Raw genomic sequence first — 24,593 nt, 5'->3', positions numbered from 1 at the left:
AGCGGTTTCCTGTAATACCAAATTACGGGTCGAGTTGTTTGGCGGACTTATAATTTGACAAATTCAACCCGCCGGTTATTGGCCTTGCCCTCAGCGGTGGTGTTCGGCGCTGCCGGTTGCGATTCGCCTTTGCCGTCGATCTCCATCCGGCTCTCACCAATACCGAAGGTACTGCTGAGGGCCGATTTCACCGCTGCCGCCCGCTTCTTGGACAAAGCCAGATTCGAGGCATCGTCACCGTCGGAGTCCGTATGGCCGATTATCCGAACCGCTACGCTGGCATTCTCGGTTAGGACGTTGGCGATGTCTTTTAATGCGCCGTACGACTCGGGTTTGATCTTGTCGGAGTTAGTATCAAACAAAATACCCGTTGTCACGAATTTACCCTCGGTGATCAATTTGTTCCGGGTATCGGGCGCACCCACGGCCAGGCGAATGTTGCTGATGTAGTAGCGATCCTGCTCCTGTTCCATATCACCCATCGAGAATACGACCGAGTTGTAATTAATGTTGGGCTGAAAGGCGCGCGGAATATCCCAGATTTTCTCTTCGTTGACGTAGACCCGCAACCGTTGTTTTTGCCGCCACATCGATATGCGGACGTAATTGCGGCCTTCGCTGTAAAACTGATTCAGCACCGCTTCATTCTTGACGAGTTCATCACCGGCGGTATAGCTCACGAACGTAGTACGTCCGGCTTTGTCACCAGCATCTTTAGGATGCAGGGATACCCGAACCCCCTCCGTTGGGGTGGGAAAGCGGCTCCAGTTTGTGAAATCTTTGGCGGGATTAGTTAAGGCGACCAGGTTGATGAACAACTCGGTTGAGTAGAAGTTAAAATTAGTATTACTGGCCAGATCAAACTGGAGCGTAGCGTTGTCGGGTAGTTTAGTGATGTATTCGGGCAGGTATTCGCCTTTCTTGCCGAGCATGAGCCAATGCCCGGTTTTGCCGTCGATGGTCACAACCTCACCGGTGCCGCTGGAATTCCACTTCGCCGGAAAGTCACCTACCGCGTCCTGTATAAAGTCTTCAGTAGCCACAACTTTGTCACCGGGTACAAAGTCGAATTTGCTGTATGATTTTAACGTAACGGGGCCGTCGTTTGCCGGCCTGGTAGCCGCTGGACGGTCGCGGGTCGGCTGAGGTCGTTCGGCGGTGTTGGTTTGTTCCGTTTCGGCTTCGACCGATTCGACTTGTGGCTTAGCCTGACCTTGTTTGGGCTTTTCCTTTTTCTTGAAAATACCAATCACACCTTCCTCAACCTTATCTAAACCTTTGTTGATACCCTGATCAATTTTGCTATTGGCGCGATATTCCACATTCCGTTCCACAACCCGGCCAGGATCATAGACACGGATCTGGGCTGCGGCATTCGGCAAGTATAACAGGCCGATTGCTACTCCTAAAAGACATTGCTTGCTCATAAAGTATGTTCAGTTATCGTGCTATAATCGTGGAAGTTAGCACGATTGAAAACACCGCTGGTTGGCTCTTGATTGAACGGTTAATTTGTTGGAGTGACCTGAGGGCGCGGGCCGCTTCAAAAGCTTGTGTACTTTTGTGCCTGCATAAGTCGTATTCATGTCTGACGTCGAAACTATTCCGCTTACCGCCAGCCGCAAAGCTTATTTTGCCTCCGATTTTCACCTCGGCACACCCTCTCCCGAACAAAGCCGCCTGCGCGAACAGGCCGTTGTCACCTGGCTTGAGCACATCCGGGCCGACGCTGAAGTTGTCTTTCTGGTCGGCGACATATTCGATTTCTGGTTTGAGTACAAGCATAGCATTCCCAAGGGGTTTATACGGCTACAGGGTAAACTGGCCGAACTGACTGATTCCGGAACGCGGGTGGTTCTGTTTACCGGGAACCACGATATGTGGATGAGCGATTATTTCACGCAGGAAATGGGCATACCCGTTTATCGGGAGCCACGGCGCTACGTTATTGGTGATAAACGGTTTTTTATTGGCCACGGCGATGGATTAGGACCGGGGGACTTTGTTTACAAACGATTGAAAACCGTCTTTGAAAATGGCCTGGCCCGGCGCCTGTTTCGCTGGGTGCATCCCGATGTAGGCATCGGACTCGCACACGCCTGGTCGCGCCGGAGCCGGATCAGTAACCAGGAAAAAGGAGAGGAGTTTCTGGGTGAAGACCGCGAATGGCTCATGCAATACTGCCGCGAGGTGGAAGCCAGACAACATCACGATTACTACGTATTTGGTCATCGGCACCTTCCGCTCGACCTGGCCGTGTCGGCTGACAGCCGTTACGTTAACCTTGGGGAGTGGGTATCAGCCAGGACTTACGCCGTCTTCGACGGTACTGAGCTAAAGCTGGATGTATGGTCGGGATCATCGCCGGCTTAGGTGCCGAATGGGCAATGGCCGGTAAACTGATTGCAGGCCACACTATAACGTATTAAATAACCTGAAAAGGGGGCTGAGATTAATTCTCCTGAAGAATATCTTTTCGCGAGATGTTTTCGCGGGGCGCTTTGTTAAGCTCACTACGCCACTCTTTATTCTTGAAATCACCCTTCTTCACCGACCGGATGAAGTTAGCCCAGGCGAAGGGGTTGGTGAAGGAAAAGGTAGTCATGTTGCTACGTCCGGTGATGGATTCGCGCCCGAAAAACTGCTGGTTAACAAAATTCTGGTGATTGGCGACGGCGCCCATCGGCATGGTAGCCGCTAAACGCATCAGCGCAGCCGGATCGGTATTCTTAGCCAGATTTTCCCGCTCTTTTTCGTCTGGCAGTTTCAGGTTCACAAACGCTTCTTTAAACAGCTGTTCGGTAGCGTACGGATACACTTTAACCTCGGCCAGCGTCTTTACATCCTCCTGCAAGGCCACCACCGCTGAATACGTCAGGTCAGCGAGTCGGCTCGGAATGATATGGTACTGCGTTCTGAAACCAACGTAACTGAAAATGATACTGTCGCCGGGAAAAACAGGCAAGGCAAAATAGCCGTTCGGGGCCGACAAAACTCCTTTTCCCGCTTTCGGAATATAAATATAAGCACCTGGCAGCGGTTCGCTGGATTTACCACCCGTAATGAAGCCCGTGAACGTCACCTGCCGGTCCTGCCCCTGTGCCCGTACGGTCGTAAACAGACCTGCCAGCACAAAAAACGCCAGAACCAACACCAATAACGTCAATGACTTTTTCATAGGCATACTAACCATACTACAAAGTAAACGAGTAAACGGTACGATATGGTTTCTCCGCGAGGAATTTTAAGAAAGATTAAGTGTTCTTTTTACCCCTCCCAGCCTCCCCTACGAGGTGAAGTTAGGAGGGGTAAAACACCATTACGCAAAAAGCTTTAGGAACGTAATGATAAAGGGGGCCGCCAGCAGGAGACCATCGAAGCGGTCGAGAAAGCCGCCATGTCCGGGAATGCTCGTTCCGGAATCTTTAATGGCGATACTGCGCTTGAACAGAGATTCGACCAAGTCACCGTAGGTGCCCGTCACGACGATGATGCCACCTACGCAGTACCATTGCCAGGGACGGAGCTCATCGGAGAAAGAGGCCAGCCCCATCGCAATTAACCCGGCTGCGATGGCCCCCCCAATGGCACCTTCCCACGATTTTTTGGGCGATACGCGCTCGAAGAGTTTCCGGCGGCCAAAATACGTTCCGGCAAAGTAAGCGCCAATGTCGCTGGCCCACAGCAGGAGCAGGCAACCGGTAATAATGATCGGGTGATACGTTCCGCCCCGCAACGCCAGAATGATTAGCAACGCGAAAGGCATAGCTACATAGATGATGCCCAGGAAGGTGAAACCGATATTGGTGAACGGCTTCATATCGCGCTTCTTATACAGCTTGATCAAAAAGATCATCGACGAAGCCGGGCAGATCAGAAAATAATTGCCGGTGCTCATCATGCCGGTTTCAATGAAATAAGCCAGCACACAGACCATCGTTCCGACCAGCGTCCCATACGCCGTCAGGGGCTCAAAGCCGTCGAGGCCAAGCAACCGGTAAAACTCGCGCTGGGTGAGGGCACTGATGACGCAGAACAGCAACGCAAATGTCCAGGGCTGGTACCAGATCATGAAGATGATAATCGGAACTCCCACAACGGCCGCGATGATCCGTTGCTGCAGGTTTGACATCTTAGCTAAATGTTGCCTCATTCTCCAGAATTACTTTAGCCAGAATTTCGTCTTTAACGAGCACATGGACTTCGCTCTTTCCCGAACCAATGGTCGGATAACTGCTGCTCTGCCGATTCACGACCACGGCCGGAATGTCATGCTCCAGTAATATGGCTTTAGCCAGCTCAGCCCGGTGGGCTATAGGCGTGGTATAGATACTTTTCCAGGTTTCGGTCATAACTCTAGTGAAACAGATAAACGTCAATTGATACCTATGGGCAATCACCGTTCCCGGGTATTAATTGACGCCTGATTTCTTTTTTTGAAATAATACAGCAGTCCTACAGTCAAGGCCAGGGATGCCAGGGCCGCCGTAGCCGAAACGGACTCCGTACTTTCGACATCCATCATGGTTAACTTTCGCTGGTATAGATAAACCATCAGCACGGTGAATCCATTGTTGACAAAATGCGCCAGAATGGGTACCCAGATATTGCCCGACCAGAGATACAGGTAGCCAAACAGAGCCCCCAGCAGCATACGCGGAAAGAAGCCCAGAAACTGCACGTGAATGGCGCTGAACAGGGCCGCGGCCAGCCAGATACCAACGTGAACGTTGCCGGTCCAATAGCTCAGGTTCCGTTGCAGAATACCCCGAAACAGGACTTCTTCGCCAATGCCCGGAATAATGGCTATAACCAAAATCGCCAGCAGCAGTCGGTCGAGGGTGTTAAACGTTGTCAGGTATTTGGTAATCCCTTCGAGGCTTTTTTCTTTGTCCCGAATCCATTGTTCGACTGGAGCCAGCGTTTGGGGCAGATGAATGCCCTGATTCCATTCAATGATGAGACCATCGAACGGCATGAACGCAATCACGATCAGACCGACCAGACCTAAACCCGCTACCGCCCAGGTGGGGCGGGCGCTGAAGTGTTGCCACGTCCGGTGTTCGATTGCATACCAGTACAGGAGCGAGGGAAGAAGAAACGTACCCAGATGGTTGATAGCCTGCAGGGCCATGAGCTCGTACCAGCCATTAGTCACCGCGGTTGGTTTTTCGGCCAGTTCAATCAGATAAGCCTGAGCTTCAGCAGGCCCAAATCCTTTGAAAATGATGAAGACGCCAAAGAGTAGCAATGTACTGATAACGCCCCCCAGTAGCACAAAACCAACAAGTGTAATCAACCCACTGATCGTGGGAGGCCGTGAATGAGGAGAGTCTGGGGTATAGATTGGCTGCATATTTCCCGTAAATTTACAGATTCATTGGCATAATTTAGAAATGGGAACCATTTCTGCCTTCGGATTGTGCTAAAACTTTGAACGGAGTTAGTGAATAGTCGTTCGGATCCATTACGTTGTCAACCATTCGTGATGAGTAATGACTCGAAATGGCACGTAATAACTCTATAATGACGTAACAACGTATGGTCACTATTGGTAACATACAACTCTCGGACTTTCCGTTGCTGCTGGCTCCCATGGAGGATGTCAGTGATCCGCCCTTTCGGGCGGTTTGTAAAGCAAACGGTGCCGATTTGATGTACACCGAATTTATCTCTTCAGAAGGGCTGATTCGTGACGCGGCCAAGAGTGTTCAGAAGCTTGATATTTTTGAATACGAGCGGCCGATTGGCATTCAATTATTTGGCTCTGATGTTGATACCATGGGCGAATGCGCCCGCATTGCCACCCGCGCCAATCCCGACCTGATTGACATTAATTACGGTTGCCCGGTTAAAAACGTGGCCTGTCGCGGAGCTGGGGCTGCCCTGTTGCAGGATATTCCGAAAATGGTGCGGATGACTGAAGCTGTTGTGAAAGCTACGCATCTGCCCGTTACGGTGAAGACGCGCCTGGGCTGGGACGATAGCACCAAAAATATTGAGGAAGTGGCCGAGCGGCTTCAGGATATTGGCATCAAAGCGCTAACGGTTCACGGCCGTACGCGGGTACAGATGTACAAAGGAGAAGCCGACTGGACGCTGATTGGCCGGGTTAAAGAAAATCAGCGCATTCAGATTCCCATCTTTGGGAACGGCGATATCGACACGCCGGAGAAAGCGCTGGAATACAAAAATCGGTACGGGGTCGATGGGGTCATGATTGGCCGGGCCAGCATCGGCTACCCCTGGATTTTCAGCGAGATCAAGCACTTTGTCAAGACTGGCGAGCACCTGGCACCACCGACCATCGCCGATCGGGTTGCGGTCTGTCGTCAGCACCTCGATTTCTCAATCCGCTGGAAAGGAGAGATTACAGGCCTGTTCGAGATGCGCCGTCACTACGCCAACTATTTCCGGGGACTGCCTGACTTCAAACCGTACCGGATGCGCCTGGTAACCATGGACTCCTACGCGGAGACGAGTGCAGTACTGGACGAAGTAGCGGAACGGTATTCGGAAGAGTACGTATAAGGATCCGACCAGCAACGGTGGTCTACGTGCATCTGACCCGTTTGCTGCTGATAGTTCAGTGCGTCTACCCCCACTTTGCCCGATGATGGCTAGCTCTACAAAAGCTGTTGGACTAACTCAGAAACGCCCAATGTTAGCCTGGGTGCTGCTGGCAACGTTAGCCCTGGTGTGGGGAAGTTCCTTCATTTTAATGAAGCACAGCCTGGCGGTCTTCCCAGCGGAGCAGGTCGCGGCTGGCCGCATTGTGCTCGCCTGGTTGTTTTTCTCCCCATTTATCGCGCACCAGAGCCAGAAAGCGGATATTCGCTCGTCGGTACGTCAGCGGTGGATTGCGTTGCTGGCCGCGGGCCTGCTGGGTAATCTGATTCCGGCCTTTCTGTTTGCAATTGCCAGTGCGCACCTCAATAGCTCCCTATCGGGCGCGCTCAACTCGCTGAGTCCCTTGTTTACCCTGCTCATCGGTGCGACTTTCTTCGGAAAACAAATTTACGTGCGTCAACTGGCTGGCATTCTGCTTGGGTTAGGTGGGTCGTTACTGCTGGTATTTTACAGTGCTACGGGCACATTTGCTATCAATGGATACGCGCTGCTCGTGGTGCTGGCGACGCTCTGTTACGGCATCAACATCAATCTGATTGGGCGTTACCTTAGCCATTTTCCGTCTCTGGTGTCGAGCAGCTGGATTTTCATGCTGATTGGGCCGCTGGCGCTGCTAGCGCTCCTGCCTACCGATTTTTCGGGCCGTGCTGTGCGGTCAGGAGCCGGGCCATCCGTGGCTACCCTCGTTATGCTGGGGGTATTCGGATCGGGCGTAATGACCATTCTCTTCAATCGGTTAGTGCAACTGACATCACCCGTTTTTGCCTCATCCGTTACGTACCTGATGCCGATGGTGGCCTTACTCTGGGGGCTTTTCGATCACGAACGGATTTATTTCGTTCAGTACCTCGGCATGGCCGTTTGCCTGCTGGGCGTATATTTGGTGAATCGGAAATAGATTTCGGACTTTAACGGCTATCGCATGTACCAAACGAGCGTCAACGAACAAACTGCTGTTACCATCGACTTTGCGGCTGGCAACCCTCTTCTCAACGGCGAACCTTTTGCGTGGGATCTCGTCCGGCTGTCGGACCGTACCTTTCATATTCTTCATCAGGACCGATCCTATACCGCCGAAGTGCTGGAATTGAATGCCGTCGAAAAAACGGTGAGTTTAAAAATAAACGGACATATTCATCAGGTTCAGCTCAAAGACCGCTTTGACCTGTTGCTCGAAAAAATGGGTATGGCTCAGGCGGCCGGTGCGAAAGTAAATGACCTCAAAGCGCCTATGCCAGGGTTAATTGTGGGCATTAACGTGCAGCCGGGCGACGAGGTAACCAAAGGGGTGAGCCTGTTGATTCTGGAAGCGATGAAAATGGAGAACGTCCTGAAAGCACCGGGCAACGGTACGCTGAAAGCCATTCGCGTAACAAAAGGGGACCGGGTTGAGAAAGGGCAGGTGCTGGTGGAATTTATGTAAAGAGAAGCGAGGAGATAGGCGTGAGGAGCGGGAGTAGAAATAACTTTATCGTCGAACTATGCTCACTCCTATCTCCTCGCTTCTCTCTCCTAACCCTTTTTTTCTATCTTTGCCCGCGCAAATTTCACTTCATGACACCAGAACCCAAGTACACACGAATCCTGCTCAAGCTGAGCGGGGAAGCATTGGCTGGTCCATCCGGCTATAATATTGACCCCGCTGTGCTGGAACAGTACAGTCTGGAAGTCAAACAAATCGTAGATATGGGCGTTCAGGTGGCCATCGTTATCGGTGGAGGTAATATCTTCCGGGGCGTATCGGGCGAACGGTCAGGCATCGACCGGGTACAGGGCGATTATATGGGCATGCTCGCTACGGTTATCAACGCTATGGCCATCCAGAGTGCGCTCGAAAAACAAGGGATGTACACCCGCGTTATGTCAGCCATCAAAATGGAGCAGGTCTGCGAACCCTACGTTCGTCGCCGGGCGGTGCGCCACCTTGAAAAAGGGCGCGTGGTTATTTTCGGAGCCGGCACCGGTAGTCCGTACTTCACCACCGACACGACGGCCAGTCTGCGGGCCATTGAGATCGAAGCCGACGTAGTACTGAAAGGCACCAAAGTTGACGGAGTCTATACGGCCGATCCGATGAAGGATAAAACCGCTACGCGCTATACGACCATCAGCTTCCAGGACGTTTACGAAAAGAAACTGAACGTAATGGACCTGACGGCCTTTACGCTTTGTCAGGAAAACAACCTGCCCATCATTGTGTTCAACATGAACCAGCCGGGAAGTTTGCTGCGGGTCGTGCAGGGCGACGATAGCACAGGAACGTTTATTCGATAAGTAATAGGCAGAGCCGCCGGAAGGGTTATAGGGTTCAACGCATGTAAAGTTGTCGGATGTCAGCGGAGCTAACGGTGGAACTTTAGGACTGTAGAACTGTACGGTGAACCGGTTTACAAATTCATAAAAAAATGGAAGAACTCGAGCTATACCTCGACGATGCAAAAGATACGATGGAAAAGGCGCTCAAGCACCTGTCCATCGAACTAACCAAAATTCGGGCTGGTAAAGCCAGCACTCAGATGCTGGACGGTATTCAGGTCGAATATTACGGCACGATGACACCCCTGAATCAGGTCGCGTCCGTCAATACACCCGACGCCCGAACCATTGTCGTAAAGCCTTTCGAAAAGAAACTGATCGGCGAGGTCGAAAAAGCCATTCGGAACTCAAACGTCGGCTTAGCACCTAACAACGATGGTGAAATGATCCGGTTAAGCGTTCCGCCCCTGACCGAAGAGCGTCGTCGTGACTTAGTGAAGAAGGTAAAGCAGGAAGTGGAAGTCGCGAAGGTCAACGTCCGCAACATCCGCAAAGACACGAACGAAGACATTCGCAAACTGACCAAAGAAGGCGTTTCGGAAGACCTCGTCAAACAAGGCGAAGAGCGCGTTCAGAAACTTACCGACGCCTTCATCGCCCGCATCGACGAGACGTTCGTCGCGAAGGAAAAGGATATTCTGTCAGTGTAATACACCTTAATAGGAAAGCCAGCTACTTAAGTGGCTGGCTTTCCTATTTTTAGGTTATCTAATGATGAGCTAGTGGATTCCTAAACGACTCGCTCGTTCTTCGCTCGTCAAACCAGAGCTACCCGCTTCCCTAAAGTCGCTGCCAGTCATTCGGTAAGGCAATACCGACAACACCTGCACAATGGCTGGAATCGTCACCGGATTGACGGATTTTTCGGTTTCCATAAAGTCAGTAGGTCCGTTTAGTTCGCCAATACGAAGTCACGGGTGATCTTTAGTTTCTTGTTAGGTAGATAGCCTGAGTAGACGTTGCCTGGTTTGATTTTGATCAACGCTTCATACTCAGCGTAGATGGCATGAACAGGCGGTGGATTGTGGTCTTTGCCGTAAATGTCGATTTTGAAGTTTCCCGCCAGAATGATTATCGTTGGCATACTGACCACAGAGGTAGTCAAAGGAGGCTACTTTGGGGGTTAGTTTCAACTATAGGCAATAGACATGTATTGTCAGATGCCTACCAACAATCCACGTACCATCTCATCCGTTTTGGTCTAAAGCCGTATCTTTGGGCTACGTTCCCGTAGACTTTATGAACCAACCAACTCTCTTCCACCGCCTACGCCCACACCTGATTGCTGTGCTAGGGCTACTAGCGCTGGCATTCCTGTATTTATCGCCCGTCTTATCCGGCAAAACGCTGTCTATGTACGACGTGCAGCAGGCTGGAGCTTCAGCCCGCGAAATCCGCGAAATAGCCCAGCAAACGGGCGAAAAGCCGCTTTGGACTGACGCTGTGTTCAGCGGCATGCCAAGCTACATGATCGACTTTGTTTACCCTTATATTTTTGTTTATAAAGCCGTAATGGCGGTGCTGGGTCTTGTACCAGCCACGGTTGCCGTGCTGTTTGCCATCATGTTCGGGGCTTATCTGCTGCTGGTTGTGCTGGGGTGTAATGCCTGGTTGGCAGCGCTTGGAGCCGTAGCGTATGGGTTCGGTACGTTCGGTATGGTGAGTCTTGAAGCTGGTCACATGTCGAAGCTCTACGCTATGGGGTTCGGCGCTGGATTACTGGCTGGTATTGTCCTGACGTTGCGGGGGCGCTACTGGGTTGGTGCAGCACTGACCGGTTTGTTTATGTGTCTGGAGTTTGGAGCTAACCACATCCAGATTACGTACTACCTGTTCATGACCATCGGCCTGTACGTCTTGATCGAAGGAATTTCGATGTTCCGAAAAGGTCAGACCCGGCAGTTGGCGATTGGGCTGGCTACGTTGGCTGTTGTGAGTGTGCTGGCCGCTGGTAGCTTCGGTAAACGGTTGCTGGTGCTGAATCAGTACACCAAAGAGACCATTCGGGGTACTTCCGAGCTGACGGCGAAGACGACGAATCCGGATGGTAAATCGGCCGGGAATGAGTCGAAAAGTGGTCTGGATAAAGAATATGCATTCGCCTACAGCTACAGCGTTGCCGAAATGTTTACGCTGCTCGTGCCAAACCTGTACGGGGGCGGTCCCGGTGGTGGGCTAACTACGGACTCTGAATTTTACAAGGCTCTGGTCAACCGGGGACTCGACCCAAGCCAAGCGAAACAGTTTGCGGAACTGGGTGCTCCGACCTACTGGGGTGATTTGCCCATTGTGGGGGGACCAGCGTATGCGGGTGCCGCCTTGCTGTTCCTTTTTGTGCTGGGCATGTTTATCATTCAGAAGCCGTTTCGGTGGTGGCTGCTAAGTGCTACGGGCCTGCTGCTTATTCTGGCGCTGGGGAAATACCTGCCCTCTGTCAATTACTTCTTATTCGATTATTTGCCTTACCTGAACAAGTTTCGGGCGATGACCATGGCAGTGGGCCTGGCGCAGTTGTTCATTGGCCTTGGCGCTGCCCTGGCTATCCAGATTATTGTGAGCCGGAAGCTGACCTGGGCTCAGGTACAGCAACCGCTGCTCATCAGCTTTGGTTTGACTGCCGGTCTGGCGCTGGTGTTCGCCCTGTTAGGCACCACAATCTTCTCGTTTCAGTCGGCCAAGGATGCCAGCATCCTGGCTAGTTACTTCGGCGAGGCCGGTAAAGAATTTCAATCGGCGCTGATCAGCGACCGGCAGAGTCTGATGCGAAGTGATGCGTTTCGCTCGTTCATTCTGATTGTGTTGGTAGCCGGTGCGTTGTGGGCGTTCATCACGAACAAACTGAAACCGGTTGTTTTCTACCCACTCGTGCTGGCGGTCGTTGTGTTCGATCTGTTCGGCGTTGATAAACGGTATCTGAACAGCTCTGACTTCGTTCCGAAATCGCAGGTAAGCCAGATTTTTGAGCCTACACCGGCCGATCAGCAGATTCTTCAGGATAAGTCATTGGGATACCGGGTATTCGAGTCGAACGGCGACTTTATGAGCAGCAACCGGACATCGTACTTTCACCGGTCGATTGGCGGGTACCATGCGGCTAAACTACGGCGGTACAATGAGCTGATCAATTACGCATTTCAGTCGAATACGCTCAATATCCTGAACATGCTGAACGCCAAGTACGTCATTCAGCAAGGCCAGCCTGACCCGGCGAACCCGCAGCAACCCGCGGGACCGGTAGTGGTGCCTAATCCGGACGTATTGGGAGCGGCCTGGTTTGTGGGTCATGTGCAGCAGGTGAATTCTGCCGATGAAGAGCTTGCCGCTGTAAAGTCGCTCAATCCACGCGATTCTGCCATTGTCGATAAACGGTTTGCGGCTCAACTCGGTACGTTGCCCGCCACCATGGATCATACCGGCAGTACCATCCAACTCACCAGTTACCGCCCGGATCGCCTGACGTATCAGGTCAACGCCACCCGTGACGGCCTGGCCGTATTCTCGGAGATCTATTACCGGGGCAATGAAGACTGGCAGGCGTTTATTGACGGGAAACCGGCCGAACACCTGCGGGCGAACTACGTTCTGCGAGCCATGCGAATCCCCGCCGGGAAGCACACGATTGAGTTTAAATTTGACCCGCCCCTGGCGAAAACGGGGGATATCATTGATCTGATCTGCAACGTACTGCTGATCGCGTTGATTGGGTTTGTCCTGTTCCGGGAAGGACGTAACCGCCAGACTGAGCTGGTTCCGGTAGACCCTGCACCGGTAACCCCAACGGCACCCGAGCCGGTGTCGGTTGACCCAAAGCCGAAAAAAGCGAAAACGCGGTAATTGTGGCGCGTCTTCGTTACGTTTGCACGTAACGAAGACGTGTTCACTCGCTATGATATTGCGGAGAATTGGAATGTCACCATTAAAGCTCACAAGCCGGGCAGTCTTCTGGCTACTGCTGAGTGGAAACGTAGCCGTTCGATTCTCCGCTGTCTGGGCGCAGTGTACTACCTCGACAACATTCCTTGGGGCCCTTCAGGTAAAGAATACGACGAACTGCGTACCGCTGACCATTACCACCCGCAGCGATCTGGTGGGTGTGCAGAATGTCCGGTACGTCTATGAATACGATGGTAAGCGCGAAGACAACGTAACGACGGCCAGCGCCTATACCTATACTAAGCCCGGTATTTACACAGTTTTGCAGTTAGGAGAATACAAGGGCTTGCCGTTGCGGGCTTGTGCCATCGTCTGGGCGTATGATACGCTGCCGCCTGCCGTTGCCATGACTGCCTGCGGAAATCAACTGAAACTGTTCATTAACGACATACTGACTGATCCCGGTAAGTATGATTACGTCCTCATTCGGTGGGGCGATGGGCAGACGGATACGCTTCGGAAAGGGCAAACCGAACGGGAGCACGTTTTTGCGGGAAATGCCGCTCGTCAGATACAGGTACAGGGTATTCATGAAGTCGGGAACTGCGGAGGTACTAAACGCCTGACCTTTACACCGAACCAACCGGCACAGATTAGACTCGTTGAGCCAGCGGGATTAGCCACAGTCCGGATTCAGGTAGACAACCCCGCTGCACTACCACTGAGGCTTGAGCAGCGAGTCGATAAGGGAGCGTTTAGTGGTGGACAACCGGTTCCCGAGGGAACGATGGTGAGCCTGGAAATCCAGGCCGATACGAGTGTATTGACATGCTACCGGCTTGTACCAGCAGGCAACTGCCCCGGCACGGCCCCTTCGCCGGAAGTTTGCCATACGTTCCCGCCGACTAAATCCCTACCGAACTTATCCGATGAGGTCTATTTTCCGGATGCCTTCAGCCCGAACAACGACGGCCTGAACGATACGTTCGGGCCGGTTAACCAGGTGTCGTCCCTACGCTATCAACTTACCGTTTTCGATCGCTGGGGACGGGTTGTGTTTAATACGGATAATCAGAAGCGGTCCTGGAATGGAGATACCAATGGCGTACCGGCACCAATAGGGGTGTACGGATATCAGGCACAGATCGAACGGCCAACAGGAAAGGTCAGTCAGACAAGTGGTAAGCTGCAGTTGGTACGTTAACTTGTACTGTACTCTTCCTGACGTCCCCTACGAGGGGAGGAGCAAAACCTGCTGGCAATAACTCGTGCCCTCGTAGGGGAGGTCGGGAGGGGTATAACACGATTACTCCTCCGATTTGCTCTCCGCAGGCTTCGGTGCATCCGTACTAACTTTACTGGGGCGGGTTCTGCCGTATGAGCCCATTGAAATCTTACCTCTGCGTGATTTTTTATCGCCTTTTCCCATAACTGGTGATTGGTTTAGTATTGATGTACGCCTGTAGTACCCGAAAACCAGTCGATTTGTTTGGGAACTCAATAAATCTGCGGTTCCCGTATCTTTACTAATCGCAACCCCGTCACTATGCCCGTCCGTCAGACAACGTACCATTTTGAAGATCTGAAAACGCTGCTAGCCAGAGCCTCACCGCTGCGTTCCGGCGATCAGCTGGCGGGCGTGGCCGCTCAATCTGCCGAAGAGCGGGTAGCGGCTCAGATGGCTCTGGCTGATCTGCCCTGACGACGTTTTTGAACGAAGCAGTCGTGCTCTATAAACAGGACGAAGTGACGCGCCTGAGTATCGATACGCACGATGGGCAGGCGTTTGCGCTAATACGTCATCTGACGGTGGGTGATTTTCGTAATTTCCTGCTTTCCGCCGAGACTGATAGGCGAACGCTTCAGAGATTGGCTTCTGGGTTACTACCCGAAGTGGTTGCGGCCGTCTCGAAGGCGACATGGATACGTTGCTGACCTTACTTGGCGCGGCTGGTGTTACGTTTATCATGGGCATTCCGGGTGCGGATGACGTAATGCTGCATTACCAGAGCACCAGCTTCCACAACGCTCTGTATATCCGCGGGGTGCTTAGCCGACGCCCTGCTCCTGAATTTGAGCAATGGATCGTAACTATGGGCTTACTCAATGAACAAGGCCAACAGATGCCTGTAACTGCCCGGCACCAGCTTGTCCGGGGCATCGATACGTAACGTTTTTCTATTTTACGAAAGCAGACGCACAGTCCCGCCACATCAGGACTGTGCGTCTGCTTTTTATCTGCTTTTTACTTGATACGTCGTGCTTCAACGCCTTCTCTGGTAATCTTAACCGGCTTGATGAGCCCTTTTTCGTCGAAGTACATCCGGTCGATGCAGGTTTCGCGGTGGTTGCCATCGGTTTCTGTGAGCGGACGGCGGTGATACACGATGTACCACTCATCGGTGCCCGGAATCTGAATAACCGAGTGATGACCCGCTCCGGTGGCGACCGTTGGATCCTGCTGCAGGATTTTGCCGACCCGCTCGAACGGCCCAAACGGCGACGTACCGACTGCATACGCCACTGAATAGTTTGGCCCCGTCCATCCGCCTTCCGACCACATAAAGTAATACTTGCCGTTCCGGATAAACATGATCGGTCCTTCTACGTAATTCTTGGGCGTAATTTCCTTGAACGTAGTGCCGTCGGCAAACGGAACCACACCGGTGAAATCGTCCTTGAGTCGGGCAATGTTGCAGTGGCTCCAGCCGCCGTAAATCAGATAATACTGTCCGTCTTTGTCTTTAAACACAAACTGATCAATGGGCTGAGCTCCGTTGTGAATTTCGCCGATCAGCGGCTTGCCCAGGTAGTCGCGGAAAGGGCCTGCTGGATTATCGGCTACCGCTACGCCAATGCCGCCCACTTCTTTTTTGGGATCATGGATGTCATTCGCGCCGAAGAAAAGAAAATATTGCCCGCCTTTTTCAATAATGGCCGGAGCCCACATGGCTCGTTTCGCCCACTTAACGGCGGTTGAGTCTAGAATACGCGGGTGCTTGGTCCAGGTTTTGAGATCGGTCGACGAAAACGCGTCGAAAAATACCTGCTGATTATAAGGAGCCGAATAGGTGGGATAAATCCAATACTGCTTCCCAAAGATCACACCCTCAGGGTCAGCGTACCAGCCAGGGAAAACCGGGTTGCCGGCTGATTTCGACGAAGCCGAAGTCGCGGTTTTAGATTGAGCAAAGGAAGGTAATGTACACAGTAGTAAGGCAAACAAATGGAGCGTACGTAGCATGGTCAGCATAAAAGGTTGAGAGCGCCGAAGTTAATAGTATTGGTTGAGATGGTAATGCTGTTTATCCCAAATTGAGTAGTGACTGCCAATTGTTGAAGCCAGTAAAGTAGGGGGTATCCAGCCTTATTTCGGCAATACCAGGCTAAGTTAGTCGAGAGTAGGCAGATGACCAGAACAGGAAAACGAAGCCTTATTTGCCTTTTAAGAAAAAACCTGCCATGAAGATTCGGATTCGATTATACTGTATTGTTGCCCTGCTGCTTGCGGCCTTTACGCTACAGGCTCAGCCTACCCAAGTGTCGACGCTAAATACGAGTCGCCCTTGGACATATTGGTGGTGGATGGGCAGCGCCGTTAACGAAGCCGACGTAACGAACCAGCTTGGCCAGTTTGCCAAAGCGGGCCTGGGCGGGGTGCATATCATTCCGATCTACGGCGTGAAAGGATACGAAAATGCGTTTATTCCGTTTCTGAGCGAGCGGTGGCTCGCCGTGTTTGCGCATACGGTTAACGAAGCCAGTCGGCTGGGCCTGGGTGTCGACGTAACGACCGGTACCGGCTGGCCATTTGGCGGTCCGAACGTAACGGGGGACATGGCCGCGAAACAATGGAAGGTTGAGAATGGTCAGCTGACGTCGGTACCGACCAAACAGCTGGTGAAACGGGCCGCGCCGGGTGGGGCGGGTCTCGTGCTCGATTATTTCGACAGCGCAGCGGTTCGCCGGTATCTGCAACGATTCGACTCGACGCTGGCGCGCTTACCTCAGAAACCGCGGGCGGTGTACAACGACTCGTACGAAGTGTACGGCGCGAACTGGACGGATCGGTTCGCTGCTGAATTCAAAAAACGACGGGGTTATGATCTAAACAGTCAGTTACCGGCGTTTGAGGACACCACCGGCTATGACGATGGCGTTCGGGTCCGCCAGGATTACCACCAGACCTTAGCGGAGTTGCTGCGGGATGGTTTTACCACGACCTGGACCAACTGGGCGCGTACAAAGGGCTATCAGACCCGAAATCAGGCGCATGGCTCACCAGGTAATCTGCTGGATTTATACGCCCTGACGGATATACCCGAAACGGAGTCATTCGGCAGCAGCCGCTTTCCGATTCCGGGCCTGCGCGTCGATAAGAACTATGAAGTCGACCGGTTTGGAACACCCGATCCACTGGCTATGAAATTCGCTTCGTCGGCCGCACACCTGACGGGTAAGAAGCTGGTAAGCTCGGAAACCGGCACCTGGCTGGCCGATCATTTCAACGTAGCGCTGTCGCAGATAAAACCGCAGATTGACGAGCTGTTTACGGCTGGGATTAACCATGTATTCTACCACGGTACCACGTATTCACCCCAGGCCGAAGCGTATCCCGGCTGGCTCTTCTACGCGTCCACGAACTACGGCCCATCGTCGCATCTGTGGCCGCATTTGCCCCTGCTCAATCAATACGTCGAACGGTGCCAGCGGCTGCTGCAACAAAGCAGGCCAGACAACGATGTGCTGGTTTACTTTCCCATTCATGACTTGTGGGCTAAACCCGCTAAATCGGCCGGGGGCGTACACATGCTCGAAGTACACCATGTCGAGCGGTGGTTATTACCCTTGCCGTTCGGGCGACTGGGTGAGCAGTTGCAGCAGCGTGGCTTTACGTTCGATTTCGTATCCGATGCGTTGCTGAATCAGCTTACCGTGAATCCGGATGGGGCGGTACGTACTGCGGATGCTACGTATCGCGCCATTGTGGTGCCAGCCGCTAGGTATATTCCGGAGACCACGCTACGAACGTTACTGGCATTTGCGCGCCAGGGCGTTCGGGTTGTTTTCGAAGGCGCTGTGCCGAAACAGGCGACGGGTTTTTATAACTGGCAGCAACGGACTGCGGACGTAGCGTCGTTAGGGCAGGCATTGAACCAGCAGAAAACGGTTTCTCTAACAACGGACGTATTCGGTGCGCTGGAACGGGCCGGTGCCAGGCGGGAGCCAATGGCCGAAGCGGGTCTGTCTTTCGTGCGAAAGAAAACGGCATCCGGTGAAACGCAGTATTTTATCACTAACCTGAGCGACCGCTTTCAGGCTGGCTGGGTGAACCTGGCCACTACGGCAAATACGGCTCTCCTGAACGACCCGCTTACCGATGAAGAGCGTCGACCGGTACCGATGCGGAAAGGTGCTCAGGCAAACACGGAGGTCTATCTGCGCCTTCCGCCCGGCAAATCGTGTTTTGTGACGCTCTCTAATTCCGACAGGAGCGGAGGTCAAAATCGTCCTCAATTAGCCGGTATGCCCAGCCGGACGGATCAGTCGACGCCCAACCCCTTGCTGGACGTAACTGGCCCCTGGCAGGTGCAGTTTTTGCGCGGCCGTCCATCATTAACTGGCACCATAACCCTGCCGAAACTGGTTTCATGGACAACGGGGGGCGGGGCCGCTTCCTCTGATTCCGCGACTTATTTTTCGGGCACGGCCCGGTACACCACTACGTTTGATGTACCTTCCACTACAGACGTAATGAAACCGTATCGGCTTGAGTTGGGGGATGTGCGCGAAGTGGCCGAGGTTCGGCTGAATGGGCAGCCATTGGGTACGGCCTGGTGCCTGCCTTTCGAGGTGACGAATCCGGCCGGGCGATTGAAGCCGGGCACAAATCAACTGGTAATTGACGTAACGAATCTGTCGGCAAATTATATGCGACTCTACGACCGGCAGCACCCCGAGTGGAAAAAGTTTTACGACATCAATATTGTTGACATTCGCTACCGTCCTTTCGATGCTTCCCAGTGGGAACCTATGCCGTCGGGCTTGTTGGGTCCAGTACGTGTATTGCCTTAACATAACGGCTTGCAACCGATCGTAACCAAAGCGGGTCATTCAGACGTATGTTTACTATACTGTTACTAAATCAGAAAATGAATCGACTGCTTGCTTTACTTACCATCGGGTTTTTAACCGTGTTTTCAGCCTGCGACAAAAGCACGGTTAAGCCGGAGTTGCTTATGCTCCAGGTTGCCGATCAATACAAAGATTGCATGGGGGTAGGGCCCCGGAAATGTATGCAGGTCAGAATCAATGACTCGACCGACTGGCAGCTGTTTTACGATCCCATTCGGGGCTTTACGTACGAAGAAGGTTACGAGTACAGACTGGTGGTGAAGCGCGAACACGTAGCGAATCCACCCGCCGACGGATCATCCAATCGCTACACATTGATTGAGTTAGTCGATAAGATCAAAAAATAAGTTATCCTGCTGGTATGACAGACGTTGTCCCTGGTCTTTTATTCGAGACCATACTGCCGCCCGAATCGCGCAGGGACGTGCCGGGCATAGCCTGCCTACACAGGCCCGGGTCCATGATGACGCCTATTCGCAGTTTGACACCGACCGATTATGAACTGAGTTTAACATAATTCGGCCCCAGACTCAGTGGCTGCACAGCCAGGCCATTGACCGACAGACGTACCTCCAGCGCCCTGATCTAGGTCGCCGGCTCGACGATTCGTCCCGGTTATTTCTACAGGCAATTCGTTTTTTCGAGCATAGCCCAGTCTACACGGTTTCGATTGTGGTGGCTGATGGATTGTCAGCCTCGGCGATCAATCAACACGCCGTATCCGCCGTAACGAAGTTAGTTAGGCAGATCGGGCAACTTGGCTGGACGCTGGCCCCGATCTGCCTGGTGCAGCAGGGACGCGTAGCCATCGGCGATGAGATTGCCCACGCGCTGGGAGCTGAACTGGTTGTTGTCCTGATTGGCGAACGACCGGGTTTATCGTCGCCCGATAGTCTCGGCGCTTATTTAACGTATCAGCCCCGGCCGGGCTTGACCGACGAATCAAGAAACTGCGTATCGAACATCCGGCCCGACGGGTTGCCGGGCGATCTGGCCGTTGATAAATTGATCTACCTGCTCACCGAAATGAAAACCCGGCGCTTGTCGGGCGTGGATCTGAAAGATGAAATGCCTACACATACACTACCGAGTACTTCTTCCCCGGCAACGAGCGCACAAACCCCTGAAACTCTAGATTGAGCAGCAGCGACGCCAGCCGTCCCATCGGAATCTGCGATTGCCAGCTTAGGTCGTCAATGTGTAGGTCGGCGACCTGACGTAACAGCGAGACAATCTGACTTTCTTCTTCGGTAATGTTCACAGGTAAGGCAGGCGGAATCACTTTGCTTGACACGGCGTTTGTCGGTTGATCCCAGTTCAGGGCTTCGATCAAATCTTTAGGACTCGTGTAAATCTGCGCTTTGTTCTCCCGAATCAGCTTGTTGCAACCTGCCGAAAACGCCTGAGTGAGCTGTCCGGGAACCGCAAACACATCCCGATGGTAGTTGTTGGCGTATTCGGCCGTGATCAACGCGCCACCTTTGGCCGCTGCCTCAACGACAATCACGGCATCACTTAAGCCTGCAATGATCCGATTCCGGGCCGGAAATAAGTGCGCATCGGGTTTTGTACCGGATGGACTTTCGGTGAGTAAACCGCCTGTAACGAGCATTTCCTGTGCCGTTTTCTGGTGGACATTCGGATAAATAATGTCCAATCCGCTCGCCATGACGCCAATTGTTGGTATGCTGTTGACTAAACTGGCCCGGTGGGCGGCAATGTCAATGCCGTAGGCCAACCCGCTGATCACACTGACACCGAACGGGGCCATCGCTTCAACCAGTTCGGCAGTCATTCGTCGGCCGTAATCCGTTGCCTGCCGCGTGCCAACCAGGCTGACGGTACGTAGCGCGTTCAGGTCGCCTGATCCCTGAAAATACAGTAAAGCCGGTGAATCGTAAAGTGACTTAAGCCGAGCCGGATAGGCTTTGTCGGTGTAAAACAGGGCCGTAGCGCCCATTTTGGCTAACCGGTTCATGACCTGTTCCGCCTGAGTCTGCACATCGGGTTTCAGGATGGACCGGGCGGTAACGTCGCCAATACCCGGCACTTTGAGCAGACGCGCCAGTGGTGAGCGGAATACGTCAGTAGCTGAACCGCAGTAGCTGATTAACTGGCGAATGAGAATGCTGCCAACCCCGGGAACAAGGGTTAAGGCAATTTGATGCTGTTTATCGGTGGACACAAAAAGCAGTGATTATCGGTGGGTATGAACAGGCCTTAAAGAGGCTCTTGCAAGCTTACTGATTTCTAGTTGAAAACCCAACCTCTCGCTGTAGGATCAGGCTGTCGAATTATGGGTGACCTTCTTTTTGATTTTGATCTCCCGGATCGTCGACAGGTGTTTCTTGATATAGTAGCGGAAAAATGGCTGACGCTGGCGTTACAGATTATCCAGATTGTTTCGCATCTGCTGCAAGAAAGCTTTCAGCTCCAGAAGTTTTGCCGTGAGTCGGGCGCCTTCCCGCCGGCTGGTTTCGCGCTTCTTCAGGTACTCACGCGCACCGGGCAAGGTGTAGCCTTTTTCGTTGATCAACTCGAAAATTTCCTTCAGTTGATCGATGTCAGCCTGGGTGTACACCCGATCACCCGAACGGTTCTTTTTGGGTTGGAGCGTCGGAAATTCCTTTTCGTAAAAGCGCAGCTTGGAGGCATTGATCTTAAACATCTCTGCCACCTCCTTGATCCCATAGTATAGCTTGCCCGCACCGTCCATATGACAAACTTGCCAATCTGCCTGAATAAACGCAAGTTTTGGCGTAATTTTGCACAGTATCAGTATTTAATGGATTTTGATTAGTGTACATTCTAAAATAGAATGACACTAATTAGTATTCATATGTGAGTAGAGCTTAAACTTATGACTTCCCACGAAATACGTCGGCATTTTCTCGACTTCTTCCGTTCCAAAGAACATCTGATTGTTGCATCGGCCCCGCTGGTCGCCAAAAACGACCCCACGCTGATGTTCAACAACTCAGGTATGGCGCAGTTCAAAGACTTCTTTTTAGGCAACGGAAATCCGCCTTCCCGGCGCGTAGCCGATACGCAAAAGTGTTTGCGCGTATCCGGTAAGCACAACGACCTTGAAGATGTCGGTTTCGATACGTATCACCACACCATGTTCGAGATGCTCGGCAACTGGTCGTTCGGTGATTACTTCAAAAAAGAAGCTATTGCCTGGGCGTGGGAACTGCTAACGGATGTCTATAAACTGCCGAAAGACCGGCTCTACGTATCCGTGTTTCAGGGCGACGAAAAAGACAACGTTCCCTTCGATCAGGAAGCGTTCGACCTCTGGAAACCCATCGTTGGCGAAGATCGCATCATCTACGGCAACAAGAAAGATAACTTCTGGGAGATGGGCGACACGGGGCCGTGCGGTCCCTGTTCCGAAATCCACGTCGACCTGCGTTCGGCCGAAGAGGTTGCCGAAAAGTCCGGTAAAGAATTGGTTAACGCCGATCACCCGCAGGTTGTCGAAATCTGGAACCTGGTGTTCATGCAGTTCAACCGCAAGGCCGACGGCTCACTGGAGCCATTGCCAGCCCGTCACGTCGATACGGGCATGGGTTTCGAGCGGTTGTGCATGGCGATTCAGCAAAAGCGGTCGAACTACGACACCGACGTCTTCTCGGGCACGATCAACGTAATCGAAGAACTGTCGGGTGTTCAGTACGGGGGCACGATGGAGAAATCGGACGTAGCGATGCGCGTTATTGCCGACCACATCCGGGCGGTGTCGTTTGCCATTGCCGATGGGCTGGTGCCGAGCAATGCCAAGGCGGGTTACGTAATACGTCGGATTCTGCGTCGGGCCATTCGCTACGGCTACTCGTACCTGAACCTGACCGAGCCGTTCATGACCAAACTCGTGCCGACGCTGGCCATGCAGTTTGCCGATGTCTTTCCCGAACTGAATGTTCAGCGTGATTTCGTGGCTACGGTCATTCGGGAAGAGGAAATCGCTTTCCTACGGACGTTGGGAACGGGTCTGGGACGTCTCGACCAGATCATTGGCCAACTAACCACCGAAGGCAAGTCGGAAATTCCTGGCGAAACGGTGTTCGAGCTGAACGATACGTTCGGTTTTCCCGCCGACCTGACGGCCCTGATCGCTCGCGAGAAAGGGCTGCGCATTGACGAAGAAGGTTTCCAGAAGGCCTTACAGGGGCAAAAGCAACGCTCTCGCAAAGACGCCCAATCGTCGGCGGGTGACTGGATCGATCTGGCTGAACTAGACGATAAAGTCCAGTTTGTCGGCTACGATCAGCCCGAAGTATACGCGCAGATTGTCAAGTATCGTAAGATTCAGAACAAGCAGGGAACCCAGGTTCAGGTGGTGCTGGACAAAACGCCATTCTATGCCGAATCGGGCGGACAAATCGGTGATACCGGTACGCTTGAACTCTACCGCAACGGCGGACCGTCCGGTTCTGATCAGATTGGTACGTTGACCGTGCTCGACACGAAAAAAGAAAACGACCTGGTCATCCACATTGTCCAGAATGTGGAGGGCATTGACGATCTGCTGACGGAAGCCGATTCGGTCTATGCAATAATCAATACGGCCCGTCGTGGTCTGACCAGCAGCAACCACTCCGCTACGCACCTGCTGCATTCCGCCCTGCGCGATGTGCTGGGTACACACGTAGCGCAGAAAGGCTCATACGTGGGTCCCGACGCGCTGCGGTTCGATTTCTCGCACTTCAGCAAAGTGACGGACGAGCAATTAGCGGAAGTCGAACGGATTGTGAACGAGAAAATTCGCGAAGATATTAAGCTCGACGAGAAACGGAACGTACCGATCGAACAGGCAAAGCAAATGGGCGCTACGGCCCTGTTCGGCGAGAAATACGGCGATTTTGTGCGGGTGATTACCTTCGATCCGGACTACTCGGTTGAGCTATGCGGTGGTACGCACGTACCGGCAACGGGCCATATTGGTCTGTTCAAGTTCACCGGCGAAGGCTCCGTATCAACGGGCGTTCGGCGGGTAGAGGCCAAAACCTCGGCCGGGGCTGAGCAGCTGATCAACGAGCAGATGGCCGTAGTGAGCGAACTTAAAGAACTGCTCAAGGCGCCAAAAGACGTAGTGAAAGCGGTGCAGACGCTGCTCGAAGAACGCAGCGCCCTACAGAAGCAGGTCGAAGCCTTACAAAACGAGAAAGTACAGCAACTCAAGAACCAGTTGCTGGAGAAGGTTGTCGCCGTGAATGGGCACAGCGTTCTCGTTGAAAAAGTAAGCGTTCCGAACGCCGATGCCCTCAAGCAGCTGGCCTACGACCTTAAAGCCAAGGTTGATAATCTCGCCGTTGTACTCGGAGCCGACATCAACGGCAAGCCTCAACTGGCGGTTATGTTGCCCGATACGTTGATTGAAACCAAGAAGTTGAACGCAGGTCAGGTTGTGAAAGAACTGGCTAAAAACATCAAAGGTGGGGGAGGGGGTCAGCCGTTTTTTGCCACAGCTGGCGGCTCCGACTCCAGTGGCCTCGATGCTGCCCTGGCACAGGGAAAAGAATTGTTGAGTTAGATTAGAAACTGGTCTATAAGTGACTATACAGCTGACTTTATCTGACGAACAGATGTCGGCTTTAGCGTCAAAAGCCGAATCCACAAATTTGACTGTAGATGAG

26 protein-coding genes are annotated in these 24,593 nt (G+C 52.8%); 15 read left to right on the top strand and 11 right to left on the bottom strand.

What is annotated here, in order from left to right; all coding sequences use genetic code 11:
• Positions 1-47: 47 nt before the first annotated feature.
• Positions 48-1,427, bottom strand: a complete 1,380-nt coding sequence (locus ACYVBJ_RS22835; protein WP_460984611.1) for an OmpA family protein — start codon at positions 1,425-1,427, stop codon at positions 48-50.
• Between the two features lie 157 nt (positions 1,428-1,584).
• Here ACYVBJ_RS22835 and ACYVBJ_RS22830 point away from each other — a divergent pair, with 157 nt between their 5' ends.
• Complete coding sequence (locus tag ACYVBJ_RS22830; RefSeq protein ID WP_460984610.1) at positions 1,585-2,373, top strand: UDP-2,3-diacylglucosamine diphosphatase; 789 nt, start codon at positions 1,585-1,587, stop codon at positions 2,371-2,373.
• A 79-nt stretch (positions 2,374-2,452) separates the two neighbouring features.
• Here ACYVBJ_RS22830 and ACYVBJ_RS22825 read toward each other — a convergent pair whose 3' ends face one another.
• The 4 genes from ACYVBJ_RS22825 to ACYVBJ_RS22810 all read right to left on the bottom strand — a co-directional run bounded on the left by ACYVBJ_RS22825 (position 2,453) and on the right by ACYVBJ_RS22810 (position 5,356).
• Complete coding sequence (locus tag ACYVBJ_RS22825; protein WP_460984609.1) at positions 2,453-3,178, bottom strand: carboxypeptidase-like regulatory domain-containing protein; 726 nt, start codon at positions 3,176-3,178, stop codon at positions 2,453-2,455.
• Between the two features lie 141 nt (positions 3,179-3,319).
• On the bottom strand, positions 3,320-4,153 hold the full coding sequence (locus tag ACYVBJ_RS22820; protein WP_460984608.1) for a phosphatidate cytidylyltransferase: 834 nt from the start codon (positions 4,151-4,153) through the stop codon (positions 3,320-3,322).
• Positions 4,134-4,352: a putative signal transducing protein gene (locus tag ACYVBJ_RS22815; RefSeq protein WP_460984607.1), complete on the bottom strand. Its 219-nt coding sequence runs from the start codon at positions 4,350-4,352 to the stop codon at positions 4,134-4,136. Before ACYVBJ_RS22815 ends, ACYVBJ_RS22820 begins: the two co-directional genes overlap by 20 nt.
• A gap of 44 nt (positions 4,353-4,396) precedes the next feature.
• A complete protein-coding gene (locus ACYVBJ_RS22810; RefSeq protein WP_460984606.1) occupies positions 4,397-5,356 on the bottom strand; it encodes a lysostaphin resistance A-like protein in 960 nt (319 codons plus the stop codon).
• A gap of 185 nt (positions 5,357-5,541) precedes the next feature.
• On the opposite strand from ACYVBJ_RS22810, the gene dusB reads away from it, so the two are divergent.
• The 5 genes from dusB to frr all read left to right on the top strand — a co-directional run bounded on the left by dusB (position 5,542) and on the right by frr (position 9,596).
• On the top strand, positions 5,542-6,531 hold the full coding sequence (gene dusB / locus ACYVBJ_RS22805) for a tRNA dihydrouridine synthase DusB (protein ID WP_460984605.1): 990 nt from the start codon (positions 5,542-5,544) through the stop codon (positions 6,529-6,531).
• A gap of 82 nt (positions 6,532-6,613) precedes the next feature.
• The gene (locus ACYVBJ_RS22800; protein ID WP_460984604.1) at positions 6,614-7,528 is read left to right on the top strand and encodes a DMT family transporter; all 915 of its coding nucleotides are present in this window, start codon (positions 6,614-6,616) and stop codon (positions 7,526-7,528) included.
• Positions 7,529-7,552: 24 nt separating this feature from the next.
• On the top strand, positions 7,553-8,053 hold the full coding sequence (locus tag ACYVBJ_RS22795; RefSeq protein WP_460984603.1) for an acyl-CoA carboxylase biotin carboxyl carrier protein subunit: 501 nt from the start codon (positions 7,553-7,555) through the stop codon (positions 8,051-8,053).
• 131 nt (positions 8,054-8,184) lie between these two features.
• Positions 8,185-8,904, top strand: coding sequence for a UMP kinase (gene pyrH, locus ACYVBJ_RS22790; protein ID WP_460984602.1), 720 nt, complete (start codon positions 8,185-8,187; stop codon positions 8,902-8,904).
• 131 nt (positions 8,905-9,035) lie between these two features.
• Positions 9,036-9,596, top strand: coding sequence for a ribosome recycling factor (frr, locus tag ACYVBJ_RS22785; RefSeq protein WP_460984601.1), 561 nt, complete (start codon positions 9,036-9,038; stop codon positions 9,594-9,596).
• Positions 9,597-9,665: 69 nt separating this feature from the next.
• Here the strand turns inward: frr and ACYVBJ_RS22780 are convergent, their stop codons facing one another.
• Together ACYVBJ_RS22780 and ACYVBJ_RS22775 are read right to left on the bottom strand one after the other, a co-directional pair.
• Complete coding sequence (locus tag ACYVBJ_RS22780) at positions 9,666-9,821, bottom strand: hypothetical protein (RefSeq protein WP_460984600.1); 156 nt, start codon at positions 9,819-9,821, stop codon at positions 9,666-9,668.
• 17 nt (positions 9,822-9,838) lie between these two features.
• Positions 9,839-10,030 carry a DUF4160 domain-containing protein gene (locus ACYVBJ_RS22775; RefSeq protein WP_460984599.1) on the bottom strand — a complete coding sequence of 64 codons (192 nt, stop codon included), beginning with the start codon at positions 10,028-10,030 and terminating at the stop codon, positions 9,839-9,841.
• Between the two features lie 155 nt (positions 10,031-10,185).
• Between ACYVBJ_RS22775 and ACYVBJ_RS22770 the strand changes: the two genes are divergently transcribed.
• Together ACYVBJ_RS22770 and ACYVBJ_RS22765 are read left to right on the top strand one after the other, a co-directional pair.
• Entirely contained in the window at positions 10,186-12,780 is a 2,595-nt protein-coding gene (locus ACYVBJ_RS22770; protein WP_460984598.1) for a YfhO family protein, read from the top strand.
• Between the two features lie 73 nt (positions 12,781-12,853).
• On the top strand, positions 12,854-14,023 hold the full coding sequence (locus tag ACYVBJ_RS22765; RefSeq protein ID WP_460984597.1) for a gliding motility-associated C-terminal domain-containing protein: 1,170 nt from the start codon (positions 12,854-12,856) through the stop codon (positions 14,021-14,023).
• Between the two features lie 102 nt (positions 14,024-14,125).
• Here ACYVBJ_RS22765 and ACYVBJ_RS22760 read toward each other — a convergent pair whose 3' ends face one another.
• On the bottom strand, positions 14,126-14,248 hold the full coding sequence (locus ACYVBJ_RS22760) for a 30S ribosomal protein THX (protein ID WP_460984596.1): 123 nt from the start codon (positions 14,246-14,248) through the stop codon (positions 14,126-14,128).
• 117 nt (positions 14,249-14,365) lie between these two features.
• Here ACYVBJ_RS22760 and eutB (ACYVBJ_RS22755) point away from each other — a divergent pair, with 117 nt between their 5' ends.
• From eutB (ACYVBJ_RS22755) to eutB (ACYVBJ_RS22745), 3 genes are read left to right on the top strand one after another with little or no spacing between them, the layout of a single operon-like run.
• Positions 14,366-14,521 carry an ethanolamine ammonia-lyase subunit EutB gene (eutB, locus tag ACYVBJ_RS22755; RefSeq protein WP_460984595.1) on the top strand — a complete coding sequence of 52 codons (156 nt, stop codon included), beginning with the start codon at positions 14,366-14,368 and terminating at the stop codon, positions 14,519-14,521.
• 8 nt (positions 14,522-14,529) lie between these two features.
• A complete protein-coding gene (gene eutB, locus ACYVBJ_RS22750; RefSeq protein ID WP_460984594.1) occupies positions 14,530-14,754 on the top strand; it encodes an ethanolamine ammonia-lyase subunit EutB in 225 nt (74 codons plus the stop codon).
• Complete coding sequence (eutB, locus tag ACYVBJ_RS22745) at positions 14,739-14,990, top strand: ethanolamine ammonia-lyase subunit EutB (RefSeq protein ID WP_460984593.1); 252 nt, start codon at positions 14,739-14,741, stop codon at positions 14,988-14,990. The genes eutB (ACYVBJ_RS22750) and eutB (ACYVBJ_RS22745) overlap by 16 nt, the downstream gene beginning before the upstream one ends.
• A gap of 74 nt (positions 14,991-15,064) precedes the next feature.
• Here eutB (ACYVBJ_RS22745) and ACYVBJ_RS22740 read toward each other — a convergent pair whose 3' ends face one another.
• Positions 15,065-16,063, bottom strand: coding sequence for a glycoside hydrolase family 43 protein (locus tag ACYVBJ_RS22740; RefSeq protein WP_460984592.1), 999 nt, complete (start codon positions 16,061-16,063; stop codon positions 15,065-15,067).
• A 218-nt stretch (positions 16,064-16,281) separates the two neighbouring features.
• Here ACYVBJ_RS22740 and ACYVBJ_RS22735 point away from each other — a divergent pair, with 218 nt between their 5' ends.
• From ACYVBJ_RS22735 to eutC, 3 genes are all read left to right on the top strand, one after another.
• Positions 16,282-18,894, top strand: coding sequence for a glycosyl hydrolase (locus ACYVBJ_RS22735; protein ID WP_460984591.1), 2,613 nt, complete (start codon positions 16,282-16,284; stop codon positions 18,892-18,894).
• A gap of 77 nt (positions 18,895-18,971) precedes the next feature.
• Complete coding sequence (locus ACYVBJ_RS22730) at positions 18,972-19,301, top strand: DUF4377 domain-containing protein (protein ID WP_460984590.1); 330 nt, start codon at positions 18,972-18,974, stop codon at positions 19,299-19,301.
• 166 nt (positions 19,302-19,467) lie between these two features.
• Positions 19,468-20,094 (top strand): ethanolamine ammonia-lyase subunit EutC, encoded by a 627-nt coding sequence (gene eutC, locus ACYVBJ_RS22725; protein ID WP_460985263.1) that lies wholly within the window; start codon positions 19,468-19,470, stop codon positions 20,092-20,094.
• On the opposite strand, the gene dprA is transcribed toward eutC, so the two are convergent.
• Positions 20,027-21,139 (bottom strand): DNA-processing protein DprA, encoded by a 1,113-nt coding sequence (gene dprA / locus ACYVBJ_RS22720; RefSeq protein ID WP_460984589.1) that lies wholly within the window; start codon positions 21,137-21,139, stop codon positions 20,027-20,029. The genes eutC and dprA overlap by 68 nt on opposite strands.
• 198 nt (positions 21,140-21,337) lie before the next feature.
• Positions 21,338-21,670 (bottom strand): MerR family transcriptional regulator, encoded by a 333-nt coding sequence (locus ACYVBJ_RS22715; protein ID WP_460984588.1) that lies wholly within the window; start codon positions 21,668-21,670, stop codon positions 21,338-21,340.
• A 144-nt stretch (positions 21,671-21,814) separates the two neighbouring features.
• Between ACYVBJ_RS22715 and alaS the strand changes: the two genes are divergently transcribed.
• Positions 21,815-24,490 carry an alanine--tRNA ligase gene (alaS, locus tag ACYVBJ_RS22710; protein ID WP_460984587.1) on the top strand — a complete coding sequence of 892 codons (2,676 nt, stop codon included), beginning with the start codon at positions 21,815-21,817 and terminating at the stop codon, positions 24,488-24,490.
• The last annotated feature ends 103 nt before the right edge of the window (positions 24,491-24,593 follow it).

The sequence above is a fragment of the Spirosoma fluminis genome, assembly GCF_054778895.1.
This window is presented reverse-complemented; position numbering and strand designations above follow the sequence as displayed.